Source organism: Parasphingopyxis algicola (assembly GCF_013378075.1).
Classification (GTDB): Bacteria; Pseudomonadota; Alphaproteobacteria; order Sphingomonadales; family Sphingomonadaceae; genus Parasphingopyxis; species Parasphingopyxis algicola.
This window is the reverse complement of sequence record NZ_CP051131.1, coordinates 2,493,683-2,519,063: the sequence shown is the minus strand read 5'-3', so window position 1 is coordinate 2,519,063 and position 25,381 is coordinate 2,493,683. Positions and strand designations below refer to the sequence as shown.

Annotated in this window: 24 protein-coding genes and 2 riboswitches; of the genes, 13 read left to right on the top strand and 11 right to left on the bottom strand. The window is 65.5% G+C overall.

What is annotated here, in order from left to right; all coding sequences use genetic code 11:
• Window positions 1-33: 33 nt before the first annotated feature.
• Together HFP57_RS12505 and sucC are read right to left on the bottom strand one after the other, a co-directional pair.
• Window positions 34-408 (bottom strand): hypothetical protein, encoded by a 375-nt coding sequence (locus HFP57_RS12505; RefSeq protein WP_176870074.1) that lies wholly within the window; start codon window positions 406-408, stop codon window positions 34-36.
• Between the two features lie 117 nt (window positions 409-525).
• Window positions 526-1,734: an ADP-forming succinate--CoA ligase subunit beta gene (gene sucC, locus HFP57_RS12500; RefSeq protein ID WP_176870072.1), complete on the bottom strand. Its 1,209-nt coding sequence runs from the start codon at window positions 1,732-1,734 to the stop codon at window positions 526-528.
• A 244-nt stretch (window positions 1,735-1,978) separates the two neighbouring features.
• On the opposite strand from sucC, the gene HFP57_RS12495 reads away from it, so the two are divergent.
• A complete protein-coding gene (locus HFP57_RS12495) occupies window positions 1,979-2,512 on the top strand; it encodes a sterol desaturase family protein (protein WP_176870070.1) in 534 nt (177 codons plus the stop codon).
• 2 nt (window positions 2,513-2,514) lie between these two features.
• On the opposite strand, the gene HFP57_RS12490 is transcribed toward HFP57_RS12495, so the two are convergent.
• The 4 genes from HFP57_RS12490 to crtY form a co-directional block, all read right to left on the bottom strand.
• On the bottom strand, window positions 2,515-2,994 hold the full coding sequence (locus HFP57_RS12490) for a hypothetical protein (protein WP_176870069.1): 480 nt from the start codon (window positions 2,992-2,994) through the stop codon (window positions 2,515-2,517).
• 3 nt (window positions 2,995-2,997) lie between these two features.
• Entirely contained in the window at window positions 2,998-3,900 is a 903-nt protein-coding gene (locus tag HFP57_RS12485) for a phytoene/squalene synthase family protein (RefSeq protein WP_176870068.1), read from the bottom strand.
• A gap of 210 nt (window positions 3,901-4,110) precedes the next feature.
• Window positions 4,111-5,592 carry a phytoene desaturase gene (locus tag HFP57_RS12480; RefSeq protein ID WP_176870067.1) on the bottom strand — a complete coding sequence of 494 codons (1,482 nt, stop codon included), beginning with the start codon at window positions 5,590-5,592 and terminating at the stop codon, window positions 4,111-4,113.
• Window positions 5,589-6,788 (bottom strand): lycopene beta-cyclase CrtY, encoded by a 1,200-nt coding sequence (crtY, locus tag HFP57_RS12475; protein WP_176870066.1) that lies wholly within the window; start codon window positions 6,786-6,788, stop codon window positions 5,589-5,591. Before crtY ends, HFP57_RS12480 begins: the two co-directional genes overlap by 4 nt.
• A gap of 134 nt (window positions 6,789-6,922) precedes the next feature.
• A riboswitch (cobalamin riboswitch) is annotated at window positions 6,923-7,119 on the top strand.
• A 173-nt stretch (window positions 7,120-7,292) separates the two neighbouring features.
• Between crtY and HFP57_RS12470 the strand changes: the two genes are divergently transcribed.
• Genes HFP57_RS12470 through HFP57_RS12450 form a run of 5 tightly spaced genes read left to right on the top strand, consistent with a single transcriptional unit; the run spans window position 7,293 to window position 12,443 of the window.
• Entirely contained in the window at window positions 7,293-9,206 is a 1,914-nt protein-coding gene (locus HFP57_RS12470) for a TonB-dependent receptor plug domain-containing protein (protein WP_176870065.1), read from the top strand.
• On the top strand, window positions 9,206-10,135 hold the full coding sequence (locus tag HFP57_RS12465) for a cobalamin-binding protein (protein WP_176870064.1): 930 nt from the start codon (window positions 9,206-9,208) through the stop codon (window positions 10,133-10,135). Before HFP57_RS12470 ends, HFP57_RS12465 begins: the two co-directional genes overlap by 1 nt.
• A 32-nt stretch (window positions 10,136-10,167) precedes the next feature.
• Window positions 10,168-10,959, top strand: coding sequence for a sterol desaturase family protein (locus tag HFP57_RS12460; RefSeq protein ID WP_176870063.1), 792 nt, complete (start codon window positions 10,168-10,170; stop codon window positions 10,957-10,959).
• Window positions 10,919-11,317, top strand: coding sequence for a DUF2141 domain-containing protein (locus HFP57_RS12455; RefSeq protein ID WP_176870062.1), 399 nt, complete (start codon window positions 10,919-10,921; stop codon window positions 11,315-11,317). Before HFP57_RS12460 ends, HFP57_RS12455 begins: the two co-directional genes overlap by 41 nt.
• Before the next feature lie 28 nt (window positions 11,318-11,345).
• Window positions 11,346-12,443: a serine hydrolase domain-containing protein gene (locus tag HFP57_RS12450; protein WP_176870061.1), complete on the top strand. Its 1,098-nt coding sequence runs from the start codon at window positions 11,346-11,348 to the stop codon at window positions 12,441-12,443.
• Window positions 12,444-12,649: 206 nt separating this feature from the next.
• On the opposite strand, the gene HFP57_RS12445 is transcribed toward HFP57_RS12450, so the two are convergent.
• The 3 genes from HFP57_RS12445 to HFP57_RS12435 form a co-directional block, all read right to left on the bottom strand.
• A complete protein-coding gene (locus tag HFP57_RS12445; RefSeq protein WP_176870060.1) occupies window positions 12,650-13,762 on the bottom strand; it encodes an aldo/keto reductase in 1,113 nt (370 codons plus the stop codon).
• Between the two features lie 29 nt (window positions 13,763-13,791).
• Window positions 13,792-14,757: an alpha/beta hydrolase gene (locus HFP57_RS12440; RefSeq protein WP_176870059.1), complete on the bottom strand. Its 966-nt coding sequence runs from the start codon at window positions 14,755-14,757 to the stop codon at window positions 13,792-13,794.
• Between the two features lie 261 nt (window positions 14,758-15,018).
• Window positions 15,019-15,900 (bottom strand): helix-turn-helix domain-containing protein, encoded by an 882-nt coding sequence (locus HFP57_RS12435; RefSeq protein ID WP_176870058.1) that lies wholly within the window; start codon window positions 15,898-15,900, stop codon window positions 15,019-15,021.
• Between the two features lie 97 nt (window positions 15,901-15,997).
• Between HFP57_RS12435 and dinB the strand changes: the two genes are divergently transcribed.
• From dinB to HFP57_RS12410, 5 genes are all read left to right on the top strand, one after another.
• A complete protein-coding gene (gene dinB / locus HFP57_RS12430) occupies window positions 15,998-17,107 on the top strand; it encodes a DNA polymerase IV (protein ID WP_176871306.1) in 1,110 nt (369 codons plus the stop codon).
• A 46-nt stretch (window positions 17,108-17,153) separates the two neighbouring features.
• Complete coding sequence (locus HFP57_RS12425) at window positions 17,154-18,113, top strand: toll/interleukin-1 receptor domain-containing protein (protein ID WP_176870057.1); 960 nt, start codon at window positions 17,154-17,156, stop codon at window positions 18,111-18,113.
• Between the two features lie 114 nt (window positions 18,114-18,227).
• Window positions 18,228-18,869, top strand: coding sequence for a hypothetical protein (locus tag HFP57_RS12420; RefSeq protein ID WP_176870056.1), 642 nt, complete (start codon window positions 18,228-18,230; stop codon window positions 18,867-18,869).
• Between the two features lie 27 nt (window positions 18,870-18,896).
• Window positions 18,897-19,277, top strand: a complete 381-nt coding sequence (locus HFP57_RS12415; RefSeq protein WP_176870055.1) for a hypothetical protein — start codon at window positions 18,897-18,899, stop codon at window positions 19,275-19,277.
• A 107-nt stretch (window positions 19,278-19,384) separates the two neighbouring features.
• Window positions 19,385-20,953: a flavin-containing monooxygenase gene (locus HFP57_RS12410; protein ID WP_246263157.1), complete on the top strand. Its 1,569-nt coding sequence runs from the start codon at window positions 19,385-19,387 to the stop codon at window positions 20,951-20,953.
• Window positions 20,954-21,011: 58 nt separating this feature from the next.
• Here HFP57_RS12410 and HFP57_RS12405 read toward each other — a convergent pair whose 3' ends face one another.
• Window positions 21,012-21,902, bottom strand: a complete 891-nt coding sequence (locus tag HFP57_RS12405; RefSeq protein WP_176870054.1) for a LysR family transcriptional regulator — start codon at window positions 21,900-21,902, stop codon at window positions 21,012-21,014.
• Between the two features lie 141 nt (window positions 21,903-22,043).
• Between HFP57_RS12405 and HFP57_RS12400 the strand changes: the two genes are divergently transcribed.
• Both HFP57_RS12400 and HFP57_RS12395 read left to right on the top strand, forming a co-directional pair.
• On the top strand, window positions 22,044-22,610 hold the full coding sequence (locus HFP57_RS12400) for a pyridoxamine 5'-phosphate oxidase family protein (protein WP_176870053.1): 567 nt from the start codon (window positions 22,044-22,046) through the stop codon (window positions 22,608-22,610).
• Window positions 22,611-22,648: 38 nt separating this feature from the next.
• Window positions 22,649-23,059 (top strand): VOC family protein, encoded by a 411-nt coding sequence (locus tag HFP57_RS12395; RefSeq protein WP_176870052.1) that lies wholly within the window; start codon window positions 22,649-22,651, stop codon window positions 23,057-23,059.
• 57 nt (window positions 23,060-23,116) lie between these two features.
• Here the strand turns inward: HFP57_RS12395 and HFP57_RS12390 are convergent, their stop codons facing one another.
• Window positions 23,117-25,162 carry a S9 family peptidase gene (locus tag HFP57_RS12390; protein WP_176870051.1) on the bottom strand — a complete coding sequence of 682 codons (2,046 nt, stop codon included), beginning with the start codon at window positions 25,160-25,162 and terminating at the stop codon, window positions 23,117-23,119.
• A gap of 100 nt (window positions 25,163-25,262) precedes the next feature.
• Window positions 25,263-25,376, top strand: a riboswitch (TPP riboswitch).
• Window positions 25,377-25,381: the final 5 nt, after the last annotated feature.

The following is a 25,381-nucleotide window of genomic DNA, read 5'->3' as shown; positions in this document are numbered from 1 at the left end:
TCCTTGCTTTCCCGCTGGTATGCCAGCGTCCTTCTAGTTTCCGTTGGTCGGCTGTTCGAGTTCTTCGGCGCGCTGCTGCGTTTCGCGCGCATTGCGATCGGCCGTGTCGCCGATTTCGGCGGCCCGCCGATCGGCTTCGGCGCCGAGCTGGTCGAGCCGCTCGCCGAGCCGGCCCGCGGCCTCGTCGGCCCGCCGATCCAGTTCGCCGCCCAGCATGTCGGTCGCCGCCGCGCCTTCCTCGATCCGCGACCGGGCTTCGGCCGAGGCTTCGTCGATCCGGGTCCGGGCTTCTTCCGTCAGCCGTTCCTGCTCGGCGCGCGCTTCGGCCGCGATATCCTCGACGGTTTCCGAGGCCGAACAGCCCGCAAGCGCCAGCGCGCCGGCCATGATGATCAATCGTGTCGTCATCGTCACCCTCCTTGGCCCCCGCCTTTCGCTCTTTACGTTCACGTAAACGTCACTAACATGCTGCACTGCAAAAATCCAGTGCCCGAGCCCGATTTTCCGGCCCTTTTTTGCGCAGCTCTATTTCTGCACCTGCTCCACAATCTTGCGCGCCGCATCGCCGAGATCGTCGGCACTGACGATCGGCAGGCCGCTATCGGCGAGAATGTCCTTGCCCTGCGCAACGTTCGTCCCTTCCAGACGAACCACCAGCGGCACGTCGAGTTCCACTTCCTTGGCCGCGGCGACGATGCCCTCGGCGATGATGTCGCAGCGCATGATCCCGCCGAAGATGTTGACGAGAATGCCCTCGACCGCCGGGTCCGACAGGATGATCTTGAACGCGGCGGTTACCTTTTCCTTGCTGGCCCCGCCCCCGACATCGAGAAAGTTCGCCGGGAAGGCGCCGTTGAGTTTGATAATATCCATCGTCGCCATGGCGAGGCCCGCGCCGTTCACCATGCAGCCGATATTGCCGTCGAGCTTGATATAGGCGAGGTCGTGCTTCGACGCCTCGAGCTCCATGGGATCTTCCTCGCTTTCATCTCGCAACTGCTCATATTCCGGATGCCGGAATTCGGCATTGGAATCGAAGCTCATCTTGGTGTCGAGGACGAGCAGCTGCCCGGAACCGGAAGAATCAGGGGCGGTTTCGACGAGCGGGTTGATCTCGAGCATCGCGCAATCGAGCTTGACGAACGCCTCGTAGAGATTGCCGGTGAGTTTGACGCACGTATCGGCGAGATCGCCGGACAGCTTCAGCGCATCGGCGGCCTTGCGGCCATCGGCCTCGGTGAAACCGGCCAGCGGATCGATCGTGATCGTCGCGATCTTCTCCGGCGTGTCGTGGGCGACCGCCTCGATGTCCATGCCGCCCTCGGTCGACACGACCATCGCTACCCGGCCGGACGCCCGGTCGACGAGCAGGGCGAGATAATATTCCTCTTTGATGTCGACGCCGTCGGTGACGTAGAGCCGGTTCACTTCCTTGCCGGCTTCGCCCGTCTGGATCGTCACGAGCGTATTGCCGAGCATCTCCTCGGCGTCGCTGCGCACATCGTCGACCGATTTCGCGAGCCGCACGCCGCCCTTGGCGTCCGGGCCCAATTCCTTGAACTTGCCCTTGCCGCGCCCGCCCGCATGGATCTGCGCCTTCACGACATAGAGCGGCCCGGGGAGCTGTTCGGCGCCCGCAACGGCTTCCTCGACGCTCGTCGCGGCAATCCCCTTGGGCACGCCGACCCCGAATTCGGCGAGCAGTTCCTTGGCTTGATATTCATGGATGTTCATGGCGGCAAAGCGCTCCTGACAGGCGAAATGGAGTCGGAAGGGTTCGGACGGGCTAAAGCATAGTCGGGCGGGCATGAAAAGACTCCCTTCTCCCGGCGATAGCGTCATTGCGAGCGAAGCGAAGCAATCCAGGGCACCGGGCGATACGCTTGCGGCTCTGGATTGCCGCGTCGCCTTGCGGCTCCTCGCAATGACGGAGTCATAGCCCCTCGCACTCCGCATCCTGCATCGCTATATCCACCCCATGCACTGGTCGCTCGGCATATTGCTCTTCCTCGGCACCGTCCTGTTCATGGAGGGCGTCGCCTATGTCGCGCATCGCTGGGTGATGCACGGGTTCGGCTGGTTCCTGCACAGGAGCCATCACCGGCCGCGCGAGGGCAACTGGGAACTCAACGATTTCTACGCGCTGATCTTCGCGATTCCCTCGATCGTGCTGCTGCTCGGCGGCGTGCAGCTCGGCTGGTGGCCGGGTTTCACCTGGATCGGCGCGGGCATCGCCGCCTATGGCGCGATCTATTTCGGCTTTCACGACGTGATCGTGCACAAACGGCTGAACCACCGCTACATCCCGAAATCCAATTACATGAAGCGCATCATCCAGGCCCATCGCCTCCACCATGTCGTCGAGACCAAGGACGGCACGGTGAGCTTCGGATTTCTCTACGCGCCCAAGCCCGAGGAGCTGAAGGCCGAACTGAAACGCCGCGGCCATGAAGGCGTGCGCGCGCCGGTCGGCACATTTCGCGAATCCGACCGCCGGCCGGAGAGCATCTAGGATCAACCCATCGACAGCCGGTGATTGCTGTACTGGCTCGGCAACAGCCCGAGATAGCGGACGACGCTTTTGCGCATCCGGTAATGGAGCGCGATCCCGATCAGCCCGCTGCCGACAATGGCGACGAACAGCGCGGCGAAGAAACTGTCGGCGAAATAGGCGGCAAGGGTTGCAAGCAGGACAAAGGCCGCAATCACCCGGCCATGGTGCGGATTGCTGATCGTATAGGACAGTTGCCCCATACCCGCGAGTGGCAGTTCGAACCGCACGGCCTGCGCCATCCGCACCGAGAAATCGGGTTTGCCGCCGATCCGGCGAGCCTCGGCCCGGAACCGCGCGAACCAGCCGAGATTGCGCCGGGCCCGCAGCGGCACGGCCGAGAAGATCGCAAAACCGTCGGCGGCAAGCTTCTCGGGCAGCGTTTCGCGGATCCGGTCGACGATGCCGGGACGCTCGATCGTCAGATGGCCGGAGAATTCCATGGATCAGCTAACTGGTACGTATTGCCTGCGGTTCAATGCCTGACGCCAGCTTTTGAACAGCCAGCCGAGCTTCTCGCGCCGCGTCGTGTAGACGCGCTCGTCGAGCGCCGCCTCGCCCTTCGCCGCGACCTTGCGGGCGATATCGCCATAGATGCCCGCCGCCGCGAGCACCGCCCAGGCCGAGCGGAACGGCAGCGCGGCGGTGCCGCGCCGGGCGCTCTCCTCATAATCCGCGGCGCGGCCCGCCAGCCGCCGGGCCAGCTCCGCGAGCGCCGGGCGGTGAGCGGGATCGAGCAGCCGATCGCGATCGATGCCTGTCCCGGCAAGCCAGGCGCGCGGCAGGTAGCAGCGTCCGTTGCGCGCATCCTCCCCGATATCGCGCGCGATATTGGCCAGCTGGAACGCGAGGCCGAGATCGCGGGCCCGCACAAGCGTCGCCTCGTCATCCGGAGCAACGCCCATGACCATCGCCATCATCATGCCGACGACACCCGCGACATGGTGGCAATATTGGACAAGATCCGCCTCCGTCTCCGGCACCCAGCCCTCGGCATCGAGCGCGAAGCCGGCGATATGATCGTCGATCATGTGGCGCGGAATCGCGCATTCCCGCGCGACGAGACCGAGCGCGTCGAAGCTCGAATCGCCGGTCGCGTCGCCGGCCAGCGCGGCCGCAGTCTTGGCTCGTATCTCGGCAAGCCGCGCCGCCGGATCGGCGACGACCGACATGTCATGGCCGAGCGCCTGCCCGTCCGCGAGATCGTCGCAGCGGCGGCACCAGGCATAGAGCAGCCAGGCCCGCTCGCGCGTCTCGCGGTCGAACAGCTTGGAGGCCATGGCGAAGCTCTGCGATCCGCGCCCGATCGTCTCGCGAGCTTGGGCGACGAGGGTGGAGCGGTTATTCATGCACGATAACCAGACCTTGCGTCAGACCTCCACTACACTCCGGTGCGGCAGAGTCCTTAGTCAGAATTTTCCTTGGCGGAAAATCGCGGCACCGGCCCGCTCCCCCTCCCGGCCTCCCACAGGGTATAATGAATGGGAGGTCGGGAGGGGGAGCGGGCCGGTGCCGCGCCGAGGCATAGCCGAGGTCTGACAAACACAATGCCCCGCTCTTCACCGCGCCATATCCTCCAGCATCAACCCGGCCGTCGCCTTGGCGCTGCCGACGACCCCCGGAATGCCCGCGCCCGGATGCGTGCCCGCGCCGACGAAATAGAGATTATTGACGACATCGTCGCGATTATGGACGCGGAAATAGGCGCTTTGCGTCAGGATCGGCTCCAGGCTGAACGCGCTGCCCTGATGCGCGCTGAGATCGGTCGCGAAATCCTTGGGCGTGTACCAGAATTTGGTCTTGATCCGCTCTTTCAGGCCCGGGATGAGCCGCGCCTCGATATGATCGAGAATGCGGTTCGCATACTCCTCGCCGATCTCGTCCCAGTCCGCCGGGAACTTGCCGAGATGCGGAACCGGGGCGAGCGCGTAGAAGGTCGAACAGCCTTCGGGCGCCATCGACGGATCGGTGACGGTCGGGTGATGGAGATAGAGCGAGAAATCCTCGGCCAGCACGCCATGATCGTAAATATCCTTGAGGAGCCCGTCATAGCGCGGACCGAACAGGATCATGTGATGCGGAATGCCCGGCCAGGTCCCTTCGACGCCGAAATGGAGGACGAAGAGCGAGGGCGAATAGCGCTTCTTCAGCAGGCTCTTCGTCGCCCGTTCGCCGCGCTTGGTGCTGGTCAGCAGGTCGCGATAGCTGTGCACGATATCGGCATTGCTCGCCACCGCGTCGAAATCGTCGCGCCAGCCGCTCTCGCAGGCGAGCCCGGTCACGCGCTCGCCCTTGGTTTCGATATCGACGACCGGATCGCCGATCCGCGCCGTGCCGCCTATCCGCTCGAAATGCGCGACCATGCCTGCGATCAGCCGGCTGGTGCCGCCCTTGGCGAACCAGACGCCGCCATCCTTTTCGAGCTTGTGGATCAGCGCGTAGATCGAGCTCGTCTTCATCGGACTGCCGCCGACGAGCAACGTGTGGAAGGACAGCGCCTCGCGCAGTTTCTCGTTTTCGACGAAGCTTGCAACCATCGAATAGACCGACCGCCAGGCCTGTTTGCGCGCAAGGGCCGGGGCAGCCTTGAGCATCGATTTGAAATCGAGGAACGGCACCGCGCCGAGCTTCAGATAGCCTTCCTCGTAAACCCCGGCGGAATATTCGAGGAAGCGCCGATAGCCCTCGACGTCCGCGGGATTGAGCTTCTCGATCTCGCGGGTCAGCTCGACCTCGTCGTTCGAATAGTCGAAATTGGTGCCGTCGGGCCAGTTGAGCCGGTAGAAGGGAAAAACCGGCTCCAGCGTGACATCGTCCTTCATGTCCGCGCCGGTCAGCTCCCAGAGCTGGGTCAGGCAGTCGGGATCGGTGATCACCGTCGGCCCGCCATCGAAGACGAAACCGTCGCGTTCCCAATAATAGGCCCGGCCGCCCGGCTTGTCCCGCGCCTCGATCAGGGTCGTCTCGATGCCCGCCGATTGCAGGCGGATCGCCAGCGCCAGTCCCCCGAACCCCGCACCGATTACGGCTGCCTTGGTCATGTGTTTCCGCTCTTTCGTGTCTTGCTCTTGATGATGGCTTTGACGCCACGGCTAACCGGGATAGGCGGCCTTCCGGATACGATGCGCAGCTTGTCGGTCAACCGGCTGCGCCCCGCATAGAAGCGCGATATAAGGGCGGGCTTCAGCCGATAAAAGCGCTCCAGGATTTTATATCGGTCCGACGTATCGGCACCGTAGAACAGCATGCTGTCCAGCATCCGGTAGAAGCGCGCATCGCGCCAGCCCTGCGCCGCGCGCGCGAACAGCCGCCCGTGCAACTCCTCGCCCGGCAGGTCGGCATGGCCCGCGATGAAGAGCGCGCTGCGCACCGCTTCGGGCAGCGAATAGCCGGTCACCGGATGGAAGAGACCGGCGCGCACCCCGGCCTTGGGCACCGCGCCGGTCGAGCGCCAATAGGCGCCGAAAGACCCGTTGCAGACGACCGGCAATACGCCCTTTTCGCGATGGACGATCTCTGCGACCGTCCAGCCCTGCGCCTCGGCATAGGCGAGAGCGCGCGCTTCGACCGTCGCGGCGTCGAGCTCCGGCCCGTCGCTATAATAGGTATCCTCGACGAAAAGGCGCTTGGGGCCGAACGGCAGCACATAGACGAAGCGATAGCCGTCAATCTGTTCGACCGTCGCATCCATGATGATCGGGCGCGCAAGATCGTGTGGCTCGGCAAGCTCCAGCTCCAGCCCGACGAATTTCTGCCAGCCCGCGTCGAGCGTATCGAGATCGCCCGCGCCCCGGCAATCGATCACCGCGCGCGCCGCGATCTCCTCGCCGCCGTCGAGCACGACATGGTCCGCGCTCGCCGTTGCGACCGCGGCGCCCGTCCGGATCGCATCGTCCGGCAGCGCATCGCGCACGACCGCGTCGAACTGCGCCGACCGGATCGAATGATAGGCCATGGCGAGCGTGCGCCGATGCGCGGGGAAGCGGACCTCGTAATCGTCCCAGCGATGGGTGATCATCGGTTCGAGCAGCGCCATGCCCTCCGCGCCGACATCGCCCTCGAAAAAGGACCAGATATGGTTGCCGCCGAGAACCGCGCCCGCCTCGATCAGTTTGAGGCGGATATCGGGCCGCGCGCGATGCAGCGCCAGCGCGATCAGCCCCCCGGCGAGGCCGCCGCCGAGGATCGCGATGTCGCAGTCGAGATTATGGCCGGACCCGGCCCGCGCATGACCCATGGGACATGCGCTCTACTAGAATGTCGCGAGGGCGAACAGCCTGTAACTGCGGACAGGTTGCGCCCATGCTGCACTTGCACAATCGGCGGATCGCGCTATGCCGTTCGCCGAATGGCAATGCCGGGCAACCGGCGCTGCCGTTCATGCGCGCCGGTAACGGGAATGCGGTGCGGACCTTCGGGGCCAAATCCGCAGCTATCCTTGTAACTGTGAGCGGCGAGCGCAGCCTGCACGCGGCCCGGACGGGCGGCGGCCACTGGGGAAACCTGGGAAGGCGCAGGAGGCGTGACGACCCGCGAGCCAGGAGACCGACCGCCGCGCGTCGCTCTTGCCCGGCTCAAGGATTGGCCAGGCGCGGAACGGTTTCTGTCTGAGCGACATGAAGCGGCCGGGGCCGCTTCGGCCTGTACGGGCGGGCGCTGCATGCCGCTCCCCACACAGGAAGGCCGCGCATCGCCGCGGAGGTCCCGCCGGTATCGCTCGGCATGCGGAGACCGAAGACAGATGACTATCCTGACCAAAAGCGTAGCCGCCTCGGCACTGCTGCTTCCCGCCGCCGCCATGGCGCAAACAGCCCCCGGCGATCCCGAACTCGTCGTGACCGGCACCCGGGCGCCCGACCCGGTGCCCGCCGACCAGCTCGGCGCCTCGCTGACCGTGATCGACGATGAAGCGCTGACCCAGCGCCAGGCGCGCGAAATCGCCGATATATTACGCGACGTGCCCGGCCTCGCGGTCTCCGGCGTCGCCGGCCAGACCCAGGTCCGGATCCGCGGCACCGAGGCCAATCACACGCTCGTGCTCATCGACGGCATCGAAGTGTCGGACCCGTTTTTCGGCGAGTTCGATTTCGGCAGCCTCGCCATCGATTCTGCGGCGCGGATCGAGGTCCTGCGCGGCCAGCAGAGCGCGCTCTACGGCTCGGACGCGATTGGCGGCGTGATCCATTACATCACGCTGACCGGGCGCGAGGCGCCGGGTCCGCAGCTGCGCGCAGAGGGCGGCTCGTTCGGCACGTTCAACGCCGCCGCGCGCTATGCCGGGGTAGCGGGCGATGTCGACTATGCGATCTCCGCCACCCATCTCGGCACCGACGGTACGGTCGGAACACGCGGCGGGATGCGCGACCTCGACAAGCGCACGAACAGCGTCTCGGTCAACGCGCTCTGGACGCCTGCGTCCAATACGCGGCTGCGGTTCGTCGGCCGCTGGTCGAACACCGAAAGCGAGTTCAACAACCAGGATTTCACGCCCGGCAGCCCGACCTTCGGCTTTGCGGTCGATTCGCCCGGCACCTATGTCGAAAATCGCGGGCTCTACGCATTGGTCGGCGGCGAGGTCGACCTGCTCGACGGCCGCTGGACCCATGCGCTGACCGGGCAGATCGCCGATATCGACCGGGACGGCTTCAGCAACGACGTGCCGGACTCGGGGAATGAGGGGCAGCGGCTCAAGGCCTCCTATGTCTCCAGCCTGAGGCTGGGCACCGAGGCGCTCCGCCACACCATCACCTTCGCCGGCGACTGGGAACGCGAGCGCTTCCGCAACACGACGCCGGGCGGTTTCGCCTTCACGGGCCGCCGCCAGATCCGCAATCTCGGCCTCGTCGCCGAATATGGGCTGGTCGCGGGCGACCGGCTGGCCTTCGACGCCGCGCTGCGGTTCGACGACAATTCGCGTTTCGACGATACGCTGACCTACCGCGTGCAGGGCAGCTACCGTTTCGATTTCGGCCTGCGCGCCCGCGCCGCCGCGGGATCGGGGATCAAGAATCCGGGATTCTTCGAACTGTTCGGCTTTGTCGACGGACGCTTTATCGGCAATGCGGCGCTGAAGCCCGAACGCTCCGAAGGCTGGGAGATCGGCCTCGAACAGGAACTCGCCGATGGCGCCGTCACGATCGGCGCGACCTATTTCGACAGCACGCTGGAAGACGAGATCTTTACCGATTTCCCGCCGCCCGACTTCCTCGCCACGCCTGTCAACCGCACGACCGAATCGCGCCAGCACGGCGTCGAGACGTTCCTGCGCGCCCGGCTCGGCCCGCAATGGCGGATCGATGCGAGCTATACCCGGCTCACGGCGCGCGAAAACGGCACGCGCGAAATCCGGCGGCCGCGCGATACGGCCAATGTCGCGATCGCCTGGACGGCGCCGGAAGAGCGCGGCGGGCTGACGCTTGTCATCCGGCACAGCGGATCGCAGACCGACAACGCTTTTCTCGACCCCAGCTTCGTCCCGACGACCGTCACGCTCGACAGCTTCACGCTCGTCTCGCTGGCCGGGTCGCTCCGGCTGATCGAGGGCGTCGAGCTGACGGCCCGCGTCGAGAATCTGTTCGATGAGGAGTATGAGCAGATTTTCAGCTTCACCAATCCGGGCATCGGCGCCTTTGCCGGCGTCCGCGCCCGGTTCTGATGAGCGACGCGCTCCGGATCGTCTCGCTCCTGCCGAGCGCCACCGAAATCGCGGTGGCGCTCGGCCTCGGCGACAATCTCGTCGGGCGGTCGCATGAATGCGATTTCCCGCCTTTCGTGAAGGACCTGCCGGTCTGCACATCGACCCGGCTCGAAAAGGGGCTGCGGTCGGTCGAGATCGACCGGCGGGTGCAGGAAATCGTCACCCAGGGGCTCTCCATGTACGAAGTGGACGCACCGCTGCTCCGCCGGCTCGCGCCCGATATCATCCTCACCCAGACCCAGTGCGCGGTGTGTGCGGTCACGCCCGACGATCTCGAAACCGCGCTCGCCGACTGGATGGGAGAGCAGCCTGCGCTGATCTCGACCGCGCCCGATACGCTGGAAGATGTCTGGGCCGATATCCGCGCGGTCGGTGCGGCCGCAGGCCGCGCCGGGAAAGCCGATACGGTGATCGACGATCTCAAGGCGCGGCTGGCCAAGCTGGCCCGGCTCCGGCTTCCCGGAGAGGCCCGTCCGCGCATCGCCGCGATCGAATGGTTCGACCCGCTGATGGTGGCGGGCAACTGGATTCCCGAGCTCGTCTCGGCGGCGGGCGGCGATCCGCTGTTCGCGCGGGCCGGCGAACATTCGGCCTTTCTCGACTGGGACGATCTGGTCGCGGCCGATCCCGACCTCCTCATTCTGATGCCGTGCGGCTACCAGATTCCGCAGAGCCTGGCCGATATCGAGGCGGTCGCGGGCGATCCGCGCTGGACGGCGATGCGGGCGGTGCGCGCGGGCCATGTCTATATCGCCGACGGCCATCATTTCTTTAACCGGCCCGGACCGCGCATCGTCGAATCGGCCGAGATCGTGGCGCAGATCGTCGCGGACTGGCGCGGCGGATCGGGCGGGCGGGCGGAACACTGGATGCGCTATTCCGGGTGACGCCGAGATGGCGCCGGGCTATGCAGGCGCCCATGACCGGCAGCCTCACCGCCATCCTGCTCTCGGCGCTCGCCATGACGCTGATCGTCGGGCTGCGCTATCTGGCGGCGAGCGGCTTTTTCGCCTGGCTGACCGGCAAGGTCCGCCCCGGCCTCTATTCCAGCCTGCGTCCGCAGATCGGCCGTGAAATCTACTGGTCGCTGCTGAGCGCGGCGATCTACGGCGTGCCCGCGGGTATCGTCGCCTGGGGCTGGAACACGCAGGGCTGGACGCTGATCTATACCGATATCACGGCCTATCCGCTCTGGTATCTGCCGGTCTCGATCTTCCTCTATCTGTTCGCGCAGGACACATGGTTCTACTGGACGCATCGCTGGATGCACCGGCCGCGCGTCTTCCGGATCGCCCATGCCGTCCACCATGCCAGCCGGCCGCCCACAGCCTGGGCGGCGATGAGCTTCCATCCGATCGAGGCGCTGACCCTCGCGATCTTCGTTCCGCTGCTCGTCTTCCTGATCCCCATCCACATTGTCGCTTTGGCTATCGTTTTAACCATTATGACGATAATGGGGGTGACAAATCACATGGGCTGGGAAATTTTCCCTAGGTTAATAGTCGAAGGGGTAGCAGGCCGCTGGCTGATCACGGCAAGCCATCATCAGCGGCATCACGCAGACTATAGGTGTAATTATGGGTTATATTTCCGGTTCTGGGACCGGCTCTGCCGGACGGACACGGGGCTGGGCAGCTTCGACGGCGAAAGCCGGGGCCGCGGCGGCGGCGTTGCTCCTGCTCGGCGGAGTCAGCCCGAGCGGCCAGCTTGAAGTCAATGTCGAAGATCTGAGATCCGACAACGGCCTGCTCCATGTCTGCGTAACCCGCGACGAAGCCCATTTTCCGGACTGCGAAAACGATCCCGCGGCGACCAAGGAAAGCTTCCGCGTCCGCGACACCCGCTCGGTGCGCTTCGCCAACCTGCCGTCCGGCGACTATGCGATCGCCATCCTGCATGACGAGAACGGCAATTCGCGGCTCGACCGGTTCGCCGGCATCCCGCGCGAGGGCATCGGCTTTTCCAGAAACCCGCGCTTCTCCTTCGGGCCCCCGCGTTTCTCCTCGGCCCGGTTTACGCTCGGCAATCGCGGCGATGTGCAGATGATCCGGATGCGCTATTTCCTCTGACCGGAGACGCTGGAGGAGCACAGGAGCGATGATCAGAACCGCGCTGCTCGTTGCCGCAGCATTGCTCGCCGGTTCGCCGACCGCGGCCTGCGCCGACGACGCGCCGCCGATCACCGATACGCTCGACCTTGCCGCCATGTCCGCGGCGATCGATGGCGGCGAGTACCGCCGGATCGAGGCGATTGTCGTCGACCGGGGCGGCGCGATCCTGTTCGAGGACTATTATCGGGAGAGCGGCCCGGAATCGCGGATCGACGCGCGGTCCGCCGGCAAATCGATCACCGCGCTCGCGGTCGGCATGGCCATCGCGGACGGCGCGCTGGCGGGCGTCGATCTGCCGTTATTGTCCTTCTTCGCCGCGGAAGAGCCGATCGCGCATGACGGCGCGGCCAAGCGCGCGATCACGCTGCACGATGCGCTGACCATGTCCTCCGCGCTCGACTGCAACGACTGGATCGGGGAGAGCCCGGGCAATGAAGAACGGATGTACGACAGCGGCGACTGGACCCGCTTCGCCCTCGATATCCCGCTCGATGCCGAATATCGCCGCCACGCGGTGAGCGGCCAGGGCCGCTTCTCCTATTGCACGGCGGGCGCCTTCCTTCTCGGCCGCGTCGTCGAGCGATCGGTCGGCGAGCCGTTCGAGGCCTATGTCCAGCGCCGGTTGTTCGATCCGCTCGGCATCGTCGATCCCGAATGGACCCGCGCGCCCGAAGGCGTCGTCCAGACCGGTGGGCAGCTCAGCCTGCGCGCCCGCGATTTCGCCGCGCTCGGCCGGCTCGTACTGGACGGCGGGGAGCATGACGGCAGCCAACTTGTCCCGCGCGACTGGATCCGGGGACTCTACCGGCCCCGCGTCCGGGCGACGCCCGATCAGTCCTATGGCTATCTCTGGTGGTTCGCCAATTTCCGCGCGCCCGGTGCCGAACGCGATTATTCCGCGCTGATGATGTCGGGCAATGGCGGTAACAAGGTGGCGGTCTTCCCGGAGCTCGACGCGGTCGTCACGATCCTCAGCACCAATTACAACCGCCGCGACATGCATCGGCAGACCGCCGCGCTGATCGAGCGCTATATCCTCCCCGCGCTCGTCGCCCGCTTCGGGGAGGTCGAACCCGCGCGCTGAAGCCGGATGGCCATTGCTTCTTTGCGACAGGTACCGTCATTGCGAGGAGGACCGAACTTGGTTCGGGCCGACGCGGCAATCCAGAGCGTGTCGCGCCCGGCTCTGGATTGCTTCGCTACGCTCGCAATGACGGGGAAGGCTTGGAGGCACCGCTCCCGTCCCGAAAGGGGTGAAATACCATGCCGGAAGGAAGCCGAACCGATCGCTCAATCGCCGGTCACGCCCGCGCCTTCGCCGGAAATCAGGCGATCGGGCACATAGCCGGCGGGCTTTTCGCCGATCGCCGCACCGCCGTTGAGCATCCCCTGGATCGCCGGGGTGAAGAAGCTGTAAGGGAAGCGCGGATCGCGCGCGCTGACCGTGTCGAGCCGTTCCTGCAACTCTGCGGGCAGCGTGAAATCGAGCGCACCGAGATTATCCTCGAGCTGCTCGACCTTGGTCGCGCCGACCAACACGCTGGCGACGCCGGGCCGGTTCGCGACCCAGTTCACCGCGACCTGCGCCATCGAGCGATCGAGTTCTCCGGCGACCTTTTCCAGCTCGCCGATGATCGCCCAGTTGCGTGTCGTAAACTTGTCGAGCGCGGGATTGGTCGACCCGGCCACCGCCTGGAGCCGGCCCTCGCCTTCGGGCGCATTGTCGGTGCTCGGCTTGTACTTACCGGACAGCAGCCCCGAAGCGAGCGGGCTCCACACCATGATGCCCGCGCCGTGCCGGGTGCCGAAATCGACGAACTCGTCCTCGATAGCGCGCTCGACGAGGCTGTATTCGAGCTGCAGCGCGGAGACCGGTTCATAGCCGCGCCATTCGGCGATCGTCTGCGCGCGCGCCGCGTACCAGCCGGGCACGTCCGACAGGCCGACATGGCGGACTTTTCCTTGCCGCACGAGATCGTCCATCGTCCGCATCACCTCTTCGGCCGGTGTCAGCCGGTCCCAGGTGTGGAGGATGTAGAGGTCGATATAGTCGGTGCCGAGCCGCTCGAGCGATCCCTCCACCGCGCGCATGATATTCTTGCGCCCGTTGCCGCCCGCATTGGGATTGCCGGGTTCGGCATTATAGCTGAACTTGGTCGCGATGACGGCCTTGTCGCGAATCCCGGCATCCTTGATATATTTGCCGAGCATCTGCTCCGAGGCGCCGTTGGTATAGAGATCGGCGGTGTCGAAGAAATTGCCGCCGGCCTCGACATAGGTATCGAAGATCCGGCGCGAGGCGGCATCGTCGGCGCCCCAGCCCCAATCGTCGCCGAAAGTCATCGTGCCGAGCGCGAGGCGGCTGACCTTGAGGCCGCTATTGCCGAGGGTGTAATAGTCCATGATGTGTCTCCTGGGTCGGGGGCTGAAAACTAACGCAGTGTCTGCTGGAAATGTTGCGCGACCGTGTCACTGGACCGGATTACCGCCGCGTCCTGATCGTAGAAATCGAACTGGGTGACGCCGTCGAGCCAGAGCTCCGTCTTGGGCCCGGCGAGCCGGTCGAAGAAACGCTGCGCGCCGTCCGGGATCGCCGCGGCCTCGGAATGGACGATCTGCACCGGGACCTCGCCGAGTCCGTCGGCGATCGAAATCGCGTCGAAGGTCAGCCAGGGCTCCCAGGACGCCAGGTTGAAATGATTGTCATATTCGGGGATCGCGCCCTGATCGGGATCCACATAATAGGGCGCGCCCTGCATGATCGCGTCGCTGCCTTCGTCTCCCGCGGCGGGAACGAGGCTGAGGCGGCCGGACAGCTCGTACATCTCGTCGGCCGTGCGGCTCTCGCCGATCAGCATGGTCACGCCGTCGGCACCGCCATAGATCGTATCGACGAGCGGGCGGTCGTGCAGCCAGGGCGCGACCAGCGCGAGCGAGCGGATATGGGACGACCGCGCGGCGGCGCCGGCCATGTAGCCCGCGCTGGCGCAGATACCGAGCCCGCCGATGCGCGCCGGATCGACCTCGCCGCGGGTCGCAAGGAACTCGGCCGCGGCCAGGATATCCTCGGTCTTGAGCTCGGGGCTTTCATAATAGCGCCGATCGCCTTCGGACTGGCCCCAGTTGCGGAAATCGAAGGCGAGCGCGGCATAACCGCGATCGGCCATCTCGATCGCATAGCGGCGCGGCATCTGTTCCTTCACGGTAGTCCAGGCGCCGGTCACGATAACGGCCGGCAGCCGGTCGCCGGGTTCATAGCCGTCCGGCAGATACAGATCGCCGACGAGCCGCTCCCCGCCGCTCTCGAACATGACGCGGACCGAGGTCGCGGCCTCGGCGGTGCCCGCAGCGCTCAGCGCGGTCGCAGCGGCGGCGGTGGCAAGCAGAACATTCTTCATCGGGCATCTCCTTGGTTCGAAGTGATGGAGAATAAATAGGAAATTGCCGGTCGCGCGGCTTGTCGGGGCCTGCGCGATTTTTGAAGATTCCCGCCAAATCGGCCCGCCAGAGCGCGATGGTCTTTGGTTGAAGCGCCATCGTCATTGCGAGCGACCGCAAGGGAGCGCGGCAATCCAGAGCCACAAGCGATGGCGTCCGCGGCTCTAGATTGTTTCGTCGCCCCGAAACACGTTCGGGGCTTCTCGCAATGACGATTCCTTCTAGATCCGTTTGCGCCGCTGGCTCGGCGTTTCGCCGGTGAATTGCTTGAACAGCCGCGAGAAATGCGCCTGGTCCGAAAAGCCGCAGGCGAGCGCGATATCGATCAGCCGGCGATCCCTGTCGGCCACCATCTCCTCGGCGCGTTCGACCCGGTAGCGCATCAGGAACTGATAGGGCGTATCGCCGATCGTCCGCTTGAACAGCCGCGCAAAATGCGATTCGCTGAGGCCCGCCTCGCGCGCCATGTCCTCGATGGCGATCGAGCGGCCGTAATGCGCGGCGATGAAATCGAGCACGCGCTTGTAATGGCGCGCGGTGAAGGCGCGCGAAAAGGCGATATCGGCGTCCTGCTCCTCGCCATATTTCTGGAGCAGCTTGACGACGAAGACCCGGGCGAGCGATTCGTACATCACCTCCGAACCGGTTTCGCGGGACTGCAGCGCATCGAGCAGCAGTTCGGCGGCGGCCGTGATGTCGGCATCCTCGAATTGCGGCTGATCGTTCAACTGCCGGTCGGTGAGCAGCATGCCGAGCTCGCGTTCGGCGAAGCGCCGGAGTTCGTCCGGCAGGATCGTGATCACGATGACCCTGGACCGCACATGCCACCGCCAGCCGCTCTCGATCCCGGCCGGCGTCACGACGATCTCGTTGCGGCGATAGGTGAAATCGCGATGCTCGCCGTTCCGCCAATTCTCGACCCGGTGCGGCTCCTCCTTCAGGTTGATGAGGATATGGTGCTGGTCGAAAATCTCGGTCGGCATCCGGGCCGGCGGCGCTTCGAAAAATTCGAGCGTCAGCAGATCGGCGGCGCGCGGCCGGATCACATCCTCGCTCCGCACAAGCGGGTCGGATGGGTAGATATCCTGATAACGGCGCGGCATCCGTCCTTTATGGGGAGCCGGACCGTGGATTTAAATCGCCCGGCGCCGCCGGGCTGGCTTGCGGGCGGATTGGCGGCATAATGGCGCAGTGACCGATATGCCGCCCGACGACGCCCAAGGAGATGCGCGCCCGCGCAAGATCATCCATATCGATATGGACGCCTTCTACGCATCGGTCGAACAGCGCGACAATCCCGAACTGCGTGGGCGTCCGGTAGCGGTCGGCGGGTCGAGCGGGCGCGGGGTGGTCGCGGCGGCCTCCTACGAGGCGCGCGAGTTCGGGGTGCGTTCGGCCATGCCCTCCGTCACCGCCAAGCGCCGCTGCCCGGACCTGGTCTTCGTGCGCGCGCGCTTCGATATCTACCGGGCGGTCTCCAACCAGATCCGCGGCATCTTCAAAAGCTATACCGATCTCGTCGAACCGCTCTCGCTCGACGAGGCCTATCTCGACGTTACCGCCTATCGCAAACTCCCGACCGCGACCGCGACCGCCGAGGAGATCCGCGCGCGGATCAGGGACGCGACGGGGCTTACCGCCTCGGCCGGCGTCTCGTACAACAAGTTCCTCGCCAAGATCGCTTCGGACCAGAACAAGCCCGACGGCATCTGCGTCGTGACGCCGAAACAGGGCCCGAAATTCGTCGCCCGGCTTCCCGTCCGCCGCTTCCACGGTGTCGGGCCCAAAACGGCGGAGAAGATGAAGCGGCTCGGCATCGAAACGGGCGCCGACCTGCGCGCGCAGAGCATCGAATTCCTCGAGGCCCAATTCGGCAAGAGCGCGCAATACTATTACCGCGCCGCCCGCGGCATCGACGACCGCCAGGTCAAGCCCAACCGCATCCGCAAGTCGCTCGGCGCCGAACGCACCTATGGCGAGGACCTGCACGACCGCGACGCGATGATCGCGAAGCTCGAAGAGGTGGCCGACACGGTCTGGGAGCGCGCCGAAAAGGGCGAAAGCTATGGCCGTACCGTGACACTCAAACTACGCTATGCGGACTTCGAAACCCCGACCCGCGCCCGCTCGCTGGCCGAACCCGTCGCCAGCCGCGACGCGCTGCTCGCGATCGGCATCGACCTGCTCGACACGCTGATCCCCGATCCGCGCGGCGTGCGCCTGCTCGGCCTCACCATGTCGGGGTTCGGTGAAAAGGAGGAAGAAGCGAGGGACAGCGACACTCTGGACCAGCTCGACCTCCGACTCTAAGGCCGACTGGCGTGTGAGAGACCTGTAACGGGCGGAGGGAGTGCCGGTGTCAGAAGACGAAAAGGGCGGCGTATTCGTCTCCTATTCGAGACGAGACCGCGACATCGCGGAACGGCTCGTCGCGCGGCTGCAATCGGAAGGCTTCCATACGCTCCGCGATCTCGACGATATTCTGCCGACGGAAGCCTGGCGTGACCGCCTGGAACAGTTGATCGTCCAGGCGGATTCGATTGTTTTCCTTCTCAGTCCGCATTCTGCGCGATCCGAGGTCTGTCAGTGGGAGGTGGAATTCGCCAATTCGCTGGACAAGAAGATCGCCCCGATCGTGATCGACGATGTAGCGGGCGCCGATATCCCGCCGATGCTGGCACGGCTCAACTACATATTCGCCACCGAAAGCGACCGGTTCGACAATGCGGTACGCAGCCTTTGCGACGCGTTGAGTGACGATATCGTCTGGCTTCGCGAACATTCGCGACTGCTTGGGCTGGCCAGGCGGTGGGTGGACCGCAGCGAGCCGGCAAGCCTTTTGATCACCGGCGATGATTTGCGCGCCGCCGAAGACTGGGCGAATGCGCGGCCGCCATCGGTGCCGGCGGTGACCGCGGTTGTCCTGCGGTTCGTCGCGGCCAGTCGCGCGGCGGAACGCGCAGCGACCGAATATGATCGCGCTCGCCTGCTCGCGCTGGAAACCACCGTCGAACCCATTTTGAAAGAACGCGTCGGCGACTTGGAAGAAGAAGAAGCGGACGCGATGCCGGCAGCGGATACGAACGCCGCAGCGGCCGATTTACGGATGGAGGCCGAAACCATCCGGAATTTCTTCGCGGAAAATGGGCGTTGGCACCCGAATGCCGCGGACCATCTCATGACCTCGGATGGCCGGGGCGACCATATGGAGGTCTACAAATTTCCGTGCTGCGGCAAGGTAACGCTCCGCGCTGATCGCAAGCAACCGGGACAATTCCGGGCCGACGGCTGCGTCGGCGATCCGCGTAGCGAATAACCGGTATTTGGTTCCGAACTGCGAACGGCACCCGCGCCATGCGCCGTACAGCTTGACAATTGTTAATGCGGAAGAAAATCTGCGCGCCGGGTTTCTTCAAGGGGGATGGCGACGATGAAAACGAAATCGGGTGGGGCTGCAGTCGGCCTATTGCTTCTGGCAGCCTGTTCCGGGACCGCGCCCGAAGCGGAGACGCAGCCGTCCGACGCGGAGGTCGGCGAAGCGGTAGAGGCCGCGCCCGAACCGCCGGCGCTGGACGCCATCCTCACCACGAGCGACGCGGCCAATTGCAACTTCCTGACCGATGCCGGGCGCACGATGCTGCTCGAAGACAGTTTCCGGTTCGAGGACGAAATGGAGGTGGAGCCGGTCTCGAACCGCAATTTCGAGGTGGCGGGCATTGCCGTCTATCCGAGCGTCATCCTGCCCCATCCGGGCGAAGACCGGTACACGATCTATGTCGGCTTCGAAGGATCGTGGCTCGACCTGCCAGTCGATGCGGTGTCGTACAAATTTCTGCCACGAACTGATTTTCCGACGGCCATGCGGGTGCATTTCGAAGCACCGGTCGAAACGGTCGCCGCGGCGCTGGGCGATGCCGGCTATCCGGTCAATCCGGACGGGAGCATGCGGCGCACCACGCTCGGCGAGGACGGGGTGATGTACGATTATTACGGGCTGGTGTCCGTCGTCGAGAGCGAGGGCGAGGGTATCGTGTTCGAGTGCAGCGAACAGGGCTGGGACGCGGGCGACTGATGTGCCGTGCGCGAACAGGGTGAATCGATGAAGCGCGCGGGAACCATCGCGCTCGTCGCGCTCGGCAGTTTGACATTGCTGGTTACCGCCGCATTCCACTTCACCGGCTTTGCCGAGATTTCGGCCTGGGTGGACGGCCTGGCCGACCGGTCCTTCTTCGCCCGCGCGATCCCGACGATCTGGCTCTTTCCCTCCCTCCACTGGCTGGCGATCGCCGCCGGGCTGTTCGCCGCCGCCTGGTTCGGCATCGCTTCGCTCCGGACGCTGCTGTTCGGCTGCGCGCTTCTGCTCGCGGCCGATGCGGCGCTGATCTACGCCGCGGTCGGCCCCTTTGTCGGAAGCGCGATGCTGCTCGCGGCGGCCGCGCTCTACGCGGCCGCCGGGTTCGGAGCCAGGCCGGCCGATTGAGCCTGCGGCGCGCGGGATCGCGCTTTCCGAAAGCCGCGCGATTTGACTCATGTCAATGCAGCTCGCCATGCTGCGCAGCAAAAGTGCAGCATCGAGGGAGAGCGGAAATGGATATGCCGAGCCGACAGACGGATGTGACGGGCGATGCGACCCCTGATGCGAGCCCTGATGCGATCCATGTGGACGTGCTCGTCGTCGGCGCGGGCATATCGGGGATCGGCGCGGCCTGGCACCTGCAGAACCAGTGCCCGGGCAAGAGTTTCCTGATCCTCGAAAAGAAGGACACGTTCGGCGGCACCTGGGTGACGCACACCTATCCGGGCATCCGCTCGGACAGCGATCTCTACACCTTCGGCTATCGCTTCAAGCCCTGGACCTCGGCCCCGATCGCCAGCGCCGAGGAGATCCTCAAATATATGGGCGAGGTGATCGAGGAGAACGGGATCGATCAGCATATCCGCTACGGCCACACGATCACGGCCGCCCATTTCTCGCGCGCCGACAATCTGTGGACGCTCCAGGCGACGGAGAATGAAACGGGCGCGCGAAAACGCTTCACCGCCAATTTCCTCTGGATGTGCCAAGGCTATTACAGCCATGAAAACCCTTACACGCCCGAATGGGAGGGGATGGACGATTTCGAAGGCGAGATCATCCATCCGCAGCTCTGGCCCGAGAACGCCGATCTCAAGGACAAGCGCGTACTCGTCATCGGGTCGGGGGCGACGGCGGCGACCCTCGTCCCGGCGATTGCCGAAGAGGTGGAGCATGTGACTTTGCTCCAGCGCTCGCCGACCTATTTCTGGCCCGCCCCCAACGCCAACGAGCTGGCCGACACGTTGCGCGAGATCGAGATCGACGAGGAAATCATCCATCCGATCGTCCGCAAGAAGATCCTGTTCGACCAGCTGCAGACGACGAGCCGCTGCAAGACCGAACCGGAAGTGGTGAAGGAGGAGCTGCTCCAGGGCGTGCGCGAATTTCTCGGCGAAGACTTCGATATCGAAACACATTTCACTCCGAAGTACCGGCCCTGGCAGCAGCGGCTCGCCTTTATCCCCGACGGCGACCTGTTCCAGGGGATCGCCAGCGGCAAGGCGAGCATCGTCACCGATACGATCGACCGCTTCACCGAAAAGGGCGTCTTGCTCTCCTCGGGCGAGGAGATCGCGGCCGACATTATCGTCACCGCGACCGGCTTCAACCTGTCGGTGCTCGGCGACATCCCTTTCACCGTCGACGGCGAACCCGTCAGCTGGCCCGAAACGATCACCTATCGCGGCATGATGTTCACCGGCGTGCCCAACATGGTCTGGATCTTCGGCTATTTCCGCGCGAGCTGGACGCTACGCGTCGATATCGTCTCCGATTTCGTCTGCCGCCTGCTGGGCCATATGGACGCAACGGGCGCCGCCCGGGTCGAGGTCGCGCTGCGCCCCGAAGACGCCGACATGACGATCGGCCCCTGGGTCGATCCCGAGGACTTCAACCCCAATTACCTGATGCGCGACATGCACCTGCTGCCCAAGGCCGGCGACAAGCCCGAATGGCGCCATACCCAGGATTACTGGACCGAGTGCGACGTCATTCCGGCGATCTATGTCGAGGGCGCCGAGTTCGTCTATGCGGGCGAGACGGAGGAGGCCCCGGAAACGGAGGCCGCGGCGGCCGAATGAAGCGGCGGCAGCGCGGCGATGGCACCGATGCGGAGTACGGCCAGCTTGCGCCGTCGATCTAGCCGCCCCACCCGTGCGCCCGGCCGCGCTCTCGCATCGCCTCGATGAACCGGCGAACCGCCGGAATGCCCGAACGGGTCTCGGCAAAGAGCAGATGGACCGGCTGTGTCCCGCCGCGCTCGGACCGGAGCAGCTCGACCAGCCGGCCCGCCTGCAGCGCCGGCGCGGCCTGATAGCTGAGCAGGCTCGCGATGCCGATGCCGGCTTCGGCCGCGGCGAGCGCCGAATCGACGGTGTTGACCCGCAGCCGCGGGCGCGGCGGCCGGGCGGCGGGCTGGCCGAAACGCCATTCGGAGAGCGCGCGCGGACCGCTCGATGCGATCAGTCTGTGGCGATCGAGATCCGCTGGCGTTTCGGGCGTACCGAATCTGGCGAGATAGGCGGGACTGGCGACAATGGCCGGGTGCACCGCGCCGATGCGGACGGCGCGCAGCGCGGAATCGGACAGCTCGCCGATCCGGACGGCGGCATCGATCCCTTCCTCGACAATCCGTACATTGCGGTCGACCAGCATCATATCGATGTCGAGCGCGGGGTAGCGATCGATCAGCTCGCCGACAACGGGGAGAACATGCAGGCGGCCGAAAAGGACCGGCGCGGTGACGACGAGCCGGCCGTGCGGTTCAGCAGAGGGCCCGCCCGCGATGCGCTCCGCGTCGGCGACATCGTCCAGGATGGCCGCGGCCCGCGGGAGCAGGTCGGCGCCCTCTTCGGTCAGTTTCACCGCACGCGTGGACCGGTGAAAGAGCGACACGCCAAGCCGCTGTTCGAGCGCCGCGATGCCGCGCGTCACCGAGGACGCCGAAACCCGCAATCGGCGCGCGGCGGCCGCGAAGCCGCCCTCGCGGGCAACGGCGACGAACATTTCGAGCGAGAGCAGCCGATCCATCTATTATTTCTTTATCTGAAATAGTGTCCTGCCAAATTACAGGATTATCGATATTTCTGCAATTCTGTATCCGTCTGGCAATCCACCGGCGGCGCGCAATCGCCTTGACCGACAGCCGCCCCGCGAAACGGAGAGACAGCCATGGCGCAGAATTACGTCCGGACATTGTTCACCGATTCGATTCGCGAACTGCAGCGGCGCGACGGATCGCGCACGGCCTATGCCCGCATGGAAGGCGGGGGCGAAGGCGGACCCGACCGGCTGACCGAAAAGGAAATCGCTTTCATCGCCGCCCGAGACAGTTTCTACATGGCGAGCGTCACCGAAGAGGGCTGGCCCTATGTCCAGCATCGCGGCGGGCCGGCCGGTTTTCTCAAAACCCTGTCGGATAACCGGCTCGGCTTTGCCGACTATCGCGGCAACCGCCAGCATGTCAGCACCGCCAATCTGACGATTGAGCCGCGCGTTTCGCTGTTCCTGATGGACTATCCGAACCGCCGCCGGCTCAAACTGCTCGGCCGTGCCCGGATCGTTTCCGGCGACGACGATCCCGACCGCGTCGCCGCGCTCACGCCCGATCGCTACAAGGCGATTCCCGAGCGGGCCTATCTGATCGACGTCATAGGGTTCGACTGGAACTGCCCGCAGCATATCACGCCGCGCTTCACCGAAGCCGAATGGATCGCGCTGAACCGCCCGGCGGCCTGACACTTCCCCCGAACATTCACGCATAATGGAGATATCCGATGACCGAATCCCTGACCCAGGGCGTCCACCATGTCGGCCTTGCCGTCCCCGATCTCGAAGCGACGCACGCATTCTTCCGCGACGCGCTCGGCTATCGCACCGTCGGCGGCGATCCCGACTATCCGTCCCATTTCCTTTCGGACGGTCATACGCTGCTGACGCTATGGCAGCTCGACGATCCGGCGACCGCGATTCCGTTCGACCGCAGGCGCAACGCGGGCCTGCACCACCTGGCGATCCAGGTCGCGGACGATGAGGCGCTCGATATCGCCTGTTCCAAAGTCCGCAACTGGCCCGGTGCGTCGATCGAGAGCGAGCCGGGCGCCTTGTCCGAAGGATCGGCGGTCCGCCATTTCATGTGCGCGATCCCCGGCGGCATCCGCCTCGAGTTCGCCACGCCCTTCGCCTGAGGCCGGCGGGCCGAGGAGGCCGCGCCGGAGCGGCGCGCCCTCGCACTGCGGTCCGGCCTATTCGCCCGCCTCCGCCTCGATCATGCCCTCCGGCAGTTCGATGCGCGGTGCGGGCGGCTCGCCGCCGGGGCCGGTCAGATAATGGTCCATCCAGCGCATCAGCCGGACATTGTAATCGTAGCGCGCGGCGGCCTGCTGGTTGCCATGGCCCTCGCCCGGATAGAGGACGAGCCGGACCGGCGTTTCGGTCCGGATCTTGAGCGCGTTGTAGAGTTCGTAGCTCTGGCCGGGATCGACGCGCGTATCCTCCTCGCCATGCAGGATGAGGATCGGCGTCTGCGCCTGGCCGGCATGGAAGATCGGGCTGACCTCGAGCATCGCCTGCCAGTCCTCCCACGGCCAGGCGCGCGAATGGACGAGATACATCTCGTTCGGAATGTCGCCGGTGCCGAATTTGGAGATCTGGTTCGAGATGCCGACGAACATCACCGCGGCGGCGAAATGCTCGGTCAGCGCGGTCGCGCCCCAGGCCGTCGCATAGCCGCCATAGGAGCCGCCGGTTATGCCGACCCGCTCGAGATCGACCAGGCCTTCCGCGCCCAGCGCCTGGATGCCGTCGACCAGATCGTTGAATTCGCCGCCCGCATAATCGCCCTGGTGGAGCTTGGAGAAGTCCGTGCCGTATGCGGTGCTGCCGCGATAGTTCGGGTAGAAGATCGCATAGCCTTGGCCCGCTCCAACCTGCCCGGCCATCGAATAGCGGGTCAGCCAGCCGTTCGAATAATGCGCTTCGGGCCCGCCATGCACGGTGAGGATGGTCGGGGCGCCGCCCGAGGGCGCACCGCCGACCGGCTCGATCGCGATGCCCTCGATCGTATGGCCGTCGCGCGACTGATAGGTCATCGTGCGCTGCGCGCCCATATCGATATCGGCGAGCCAGGGGTTGAGCGTCGTCCATCGTGCGAAGCTGCCGCCGTCGAGCAGGAAGAGCTCATTGGGATGCGCCGGCGCATCGGCGACCGCGGCCAGCCGGTCGCCCGCCGCCTCGATGCGGCGCAAGATGAGCGCGCCCGGATCGACGGTGCCGGTCTGCGCGCCGCTGGCATCGTAGAAGCGCAGCTCGCTTTGCGCGCCGACATGCACGGCGGCGGCGAGCCGGCCGTCGGCCAGCCATTCGGTGTCGACGACCGCCTCGGCCGCGCCGGCATTGACCGCGGTGAAGGCGCCGGTCGCGGCGTTAACGAGATGCAGGGTCGTCGGCGCGGGATCATGCTGGTCGACCGCCGCGATCAGCGACAGCATCGATCCGTCCGGCGAAATCTCGAAATCGTCGATCTTGCCCGGCGTCTCGACCGTCGTCCGGATCGCGCCGTCATCGGCATCGACGATCACGACGCGCTGCGCGGTGAAACTGTCGTCGACCCGCGTCGTCGGCGCCCAGCGCAGCGCCAGCCAGTCGCCGTCGGGCGCGACGCGCAGCTCCGTCACATGCCCCTCTATCTCAAGCGCGCGCGGCTCCGCATCGCTGCCCGGCGTCACCGCGAACAGCCGGTGGAACCGCTGCTCCTCCTCGTAGATCACCGCGTTGAACCCGGCCTCGCTCTCGGCATGGCGGCGCGGATCGGTCGCCGCGCGGGCGATCACATAGACGCTGCGCGAATCCGGCGCCCATTCATAACTGCGGATATCGGCGCCCTCGATTTCGGCGAGCCGGCGATGGCCGCCGCCCGCGACGGGAATGCCGTAGAGCGCGGCATGGGCATCCTCGTCGTCCTCGTCCTTCCAGAGAAAGCTGATCATCCGGCCGTCCGGCGAGAAGCGGATGCCGCCCACGTCCATCCCCTCGGGCAGGAAGTCCTGCGCCGCCATCGCGGCGGTCGCGACGTGCAGGCTGGTATCGGTCGACCCGTTTTCCGCGCCCGAGAGTATGTCCGGCAGCTGGCCCCGCCCGAATGCGATCCGCGCGCCATCGGGCGACACCGCGATCCCGCCGACATCGGCGAGGCGGCTCACATCCTCGGGCGTCATCGGCCGGGCGAGCGCCGGCGCGGCCGCCAGCGCGGACACGCACGCAAAAAGGGTGATCGATTTCTTCACGGACATTCTCCTGTTTTCGGTATTCCCCAAAAGCCCTTGTGCACATTCTAACGGCTGCCGTCACATCGAAAAGCCATGACAAGCCGATCCGTTTCGCCTATCGTGCCTCCATTCCCCGGGGGACCGCACCGATGCGGTTGAGAGGCGAGAGTGTGAGGGCTCGCGACCCGCAGAACCTGATCCGGTTGACACCGGCGGAGGGAGGGAGCGGCTTTCATCCGAAAT

Coding starts and splice junctions, on each gene's coding strand:
- HFP57_RS12420 (WP_176870056.1), top strand. CDS start 18,228: ATGAAAACGAAATCGGGTGGGGCTGCAGTCGGCCTATTGCTTCTGGCA.
- HFP57_RS12435 (WP_176870058.1), bottom strand. CDS start 15,900: ATGCCGCGCCGTTATCAGGATATCTACCCATCCGACCCGCTTGTGCGG.
- HFP57_RS12410 (WP_246263157.1), top strand. CDS start 19,385: ATGGATATGCCGAGCCGACAGACGGATGTGACGGGCGATGCGACCCCT.
- HFP57_RS12470 (WP_176870065.1), top strand. CDS start 7,293: ATGACTATCCTGACCAAAAGCGTAGCCGCCTCGGCACTGCTGCTTCCC.
- crtY (WP_176870066.1), bottom strand. CDS start 6,788: ATGGGTCATGCGCGGGCCGGGTCCGGCCATAATCTCGACTGCGACATC.
- HFP57_RS12465 (WP_176870064.1), top strand. CDS start 9,206: ATGAGCGACGCGCTCCGGATCGTCTCGCTCCTGCCGAGCGCCACCGAA.
- HFP57_RS12415 (WP_176870055.1), top strand. CDS start 18,897: ATGAAGCGCGCGGGAACCATCGCGCTCGTCGCGCTCGGCAGTTTGACA.
- HFP57_RS12400 (WP_176870053.1), top strand. CDS start 22,044: ATGGCGCAGAATTACGTCCGGACATTGTTCACCGATTCGATTCGCGAA.
- HFP57_RS12395 (WP_176870052.1), top strand. CDS start 22,649: ATGACCGAATCCCTGACCCAGGGCGTCCACCATGTCGGCCTTGCCGTC.
- dinB (WP_176871306.1), top strand. CDS start 15,998: ATGCCGCCCGACGACGCCCAAGGAGATGCGCGCCCGCGCAAGATCATC.
- sucC (WP_176870072.1), bottom strand. CDS start 1,734: ATGAACATCCATGAATATCAAGCCAAGGAACTGCTCGCCGAATTCGGG.
- HFP57_RS12440 (WP_176870059.1), bottom strand. CDS start 14,757: ATGAAGAATGTTCTGCTTGCCACCGCCGCCGCTGCGACCGCGCTGAGC.
- HFP57_RS12460 (WP_176870063.1), top strand. CDS start 10,168: ATGACCGGCAGCCTCACCGCCATCCTGCTCTCGGCGCTCGCCATGACG.
- HFP57_RS12480 (WP_176870067.1), bottom strand. CDS start 5,592: ATGACCAAGGCAGCCGTAATCGGTGCGGGGTTCGGGGGACTGGCGCTG.
- HFP57_RS12485 (WP_176870068.1), bottom strand. CDS start 3,900: ATGAATAACCGCTCCACCCTCGTCGCCCAAGCTCGCGAGACGATCGGG.
- HFP57_RS12390 (WP_176870051.1), bottom strand. CDS start 25,162: ATGTCCGTGAAGAAATCGATCACCCTTTTTGCGTGCGTGTCCGCGCTG.
- HFP57_RS12405 (WP_176870054.1), bottom strand. CDS start 21,902: ATGGATCGGCTGCTCTCGCTCGAAATGTTCGTCGCCGTTGCCCGCGAG.
- HFP57_RS12505 (WP_176870074.1), bottom strand. CDS start 408: ATGACGACACGATTGATCATCATGGCCGGCGCGCTGGCGCTTGCGGGC.
- HFP57_RS12495 (WP_176870070.1), top strand. CDS start 1,979: ATGCACTGGTCGCTCGGCATATTGCTCTTCCTCGGCACCGTCCTGTTC.
- HFP57_RS12490 (WP_176870069.1), bottom strand. CDS start 2,994: ATGGAATTCTCCGGCCATCTGACGATCGAGCGTCCCGGCATCGTCGAC.
- HFP57_RS12445 (WP_176870060.1), bottom strand. CDS start 13,762: ATGGACTATTACACCCTCGGCAATAGCGGCCTCAAGGTCAGCCGCCTC.
- HFP57_RS12450 (WP_176870061.1), top strand. CDS start 11,346: ATGATCAGAACCGCGCTGCTCGTTGCCGCAGCATTGCTCGCCGGTTCG.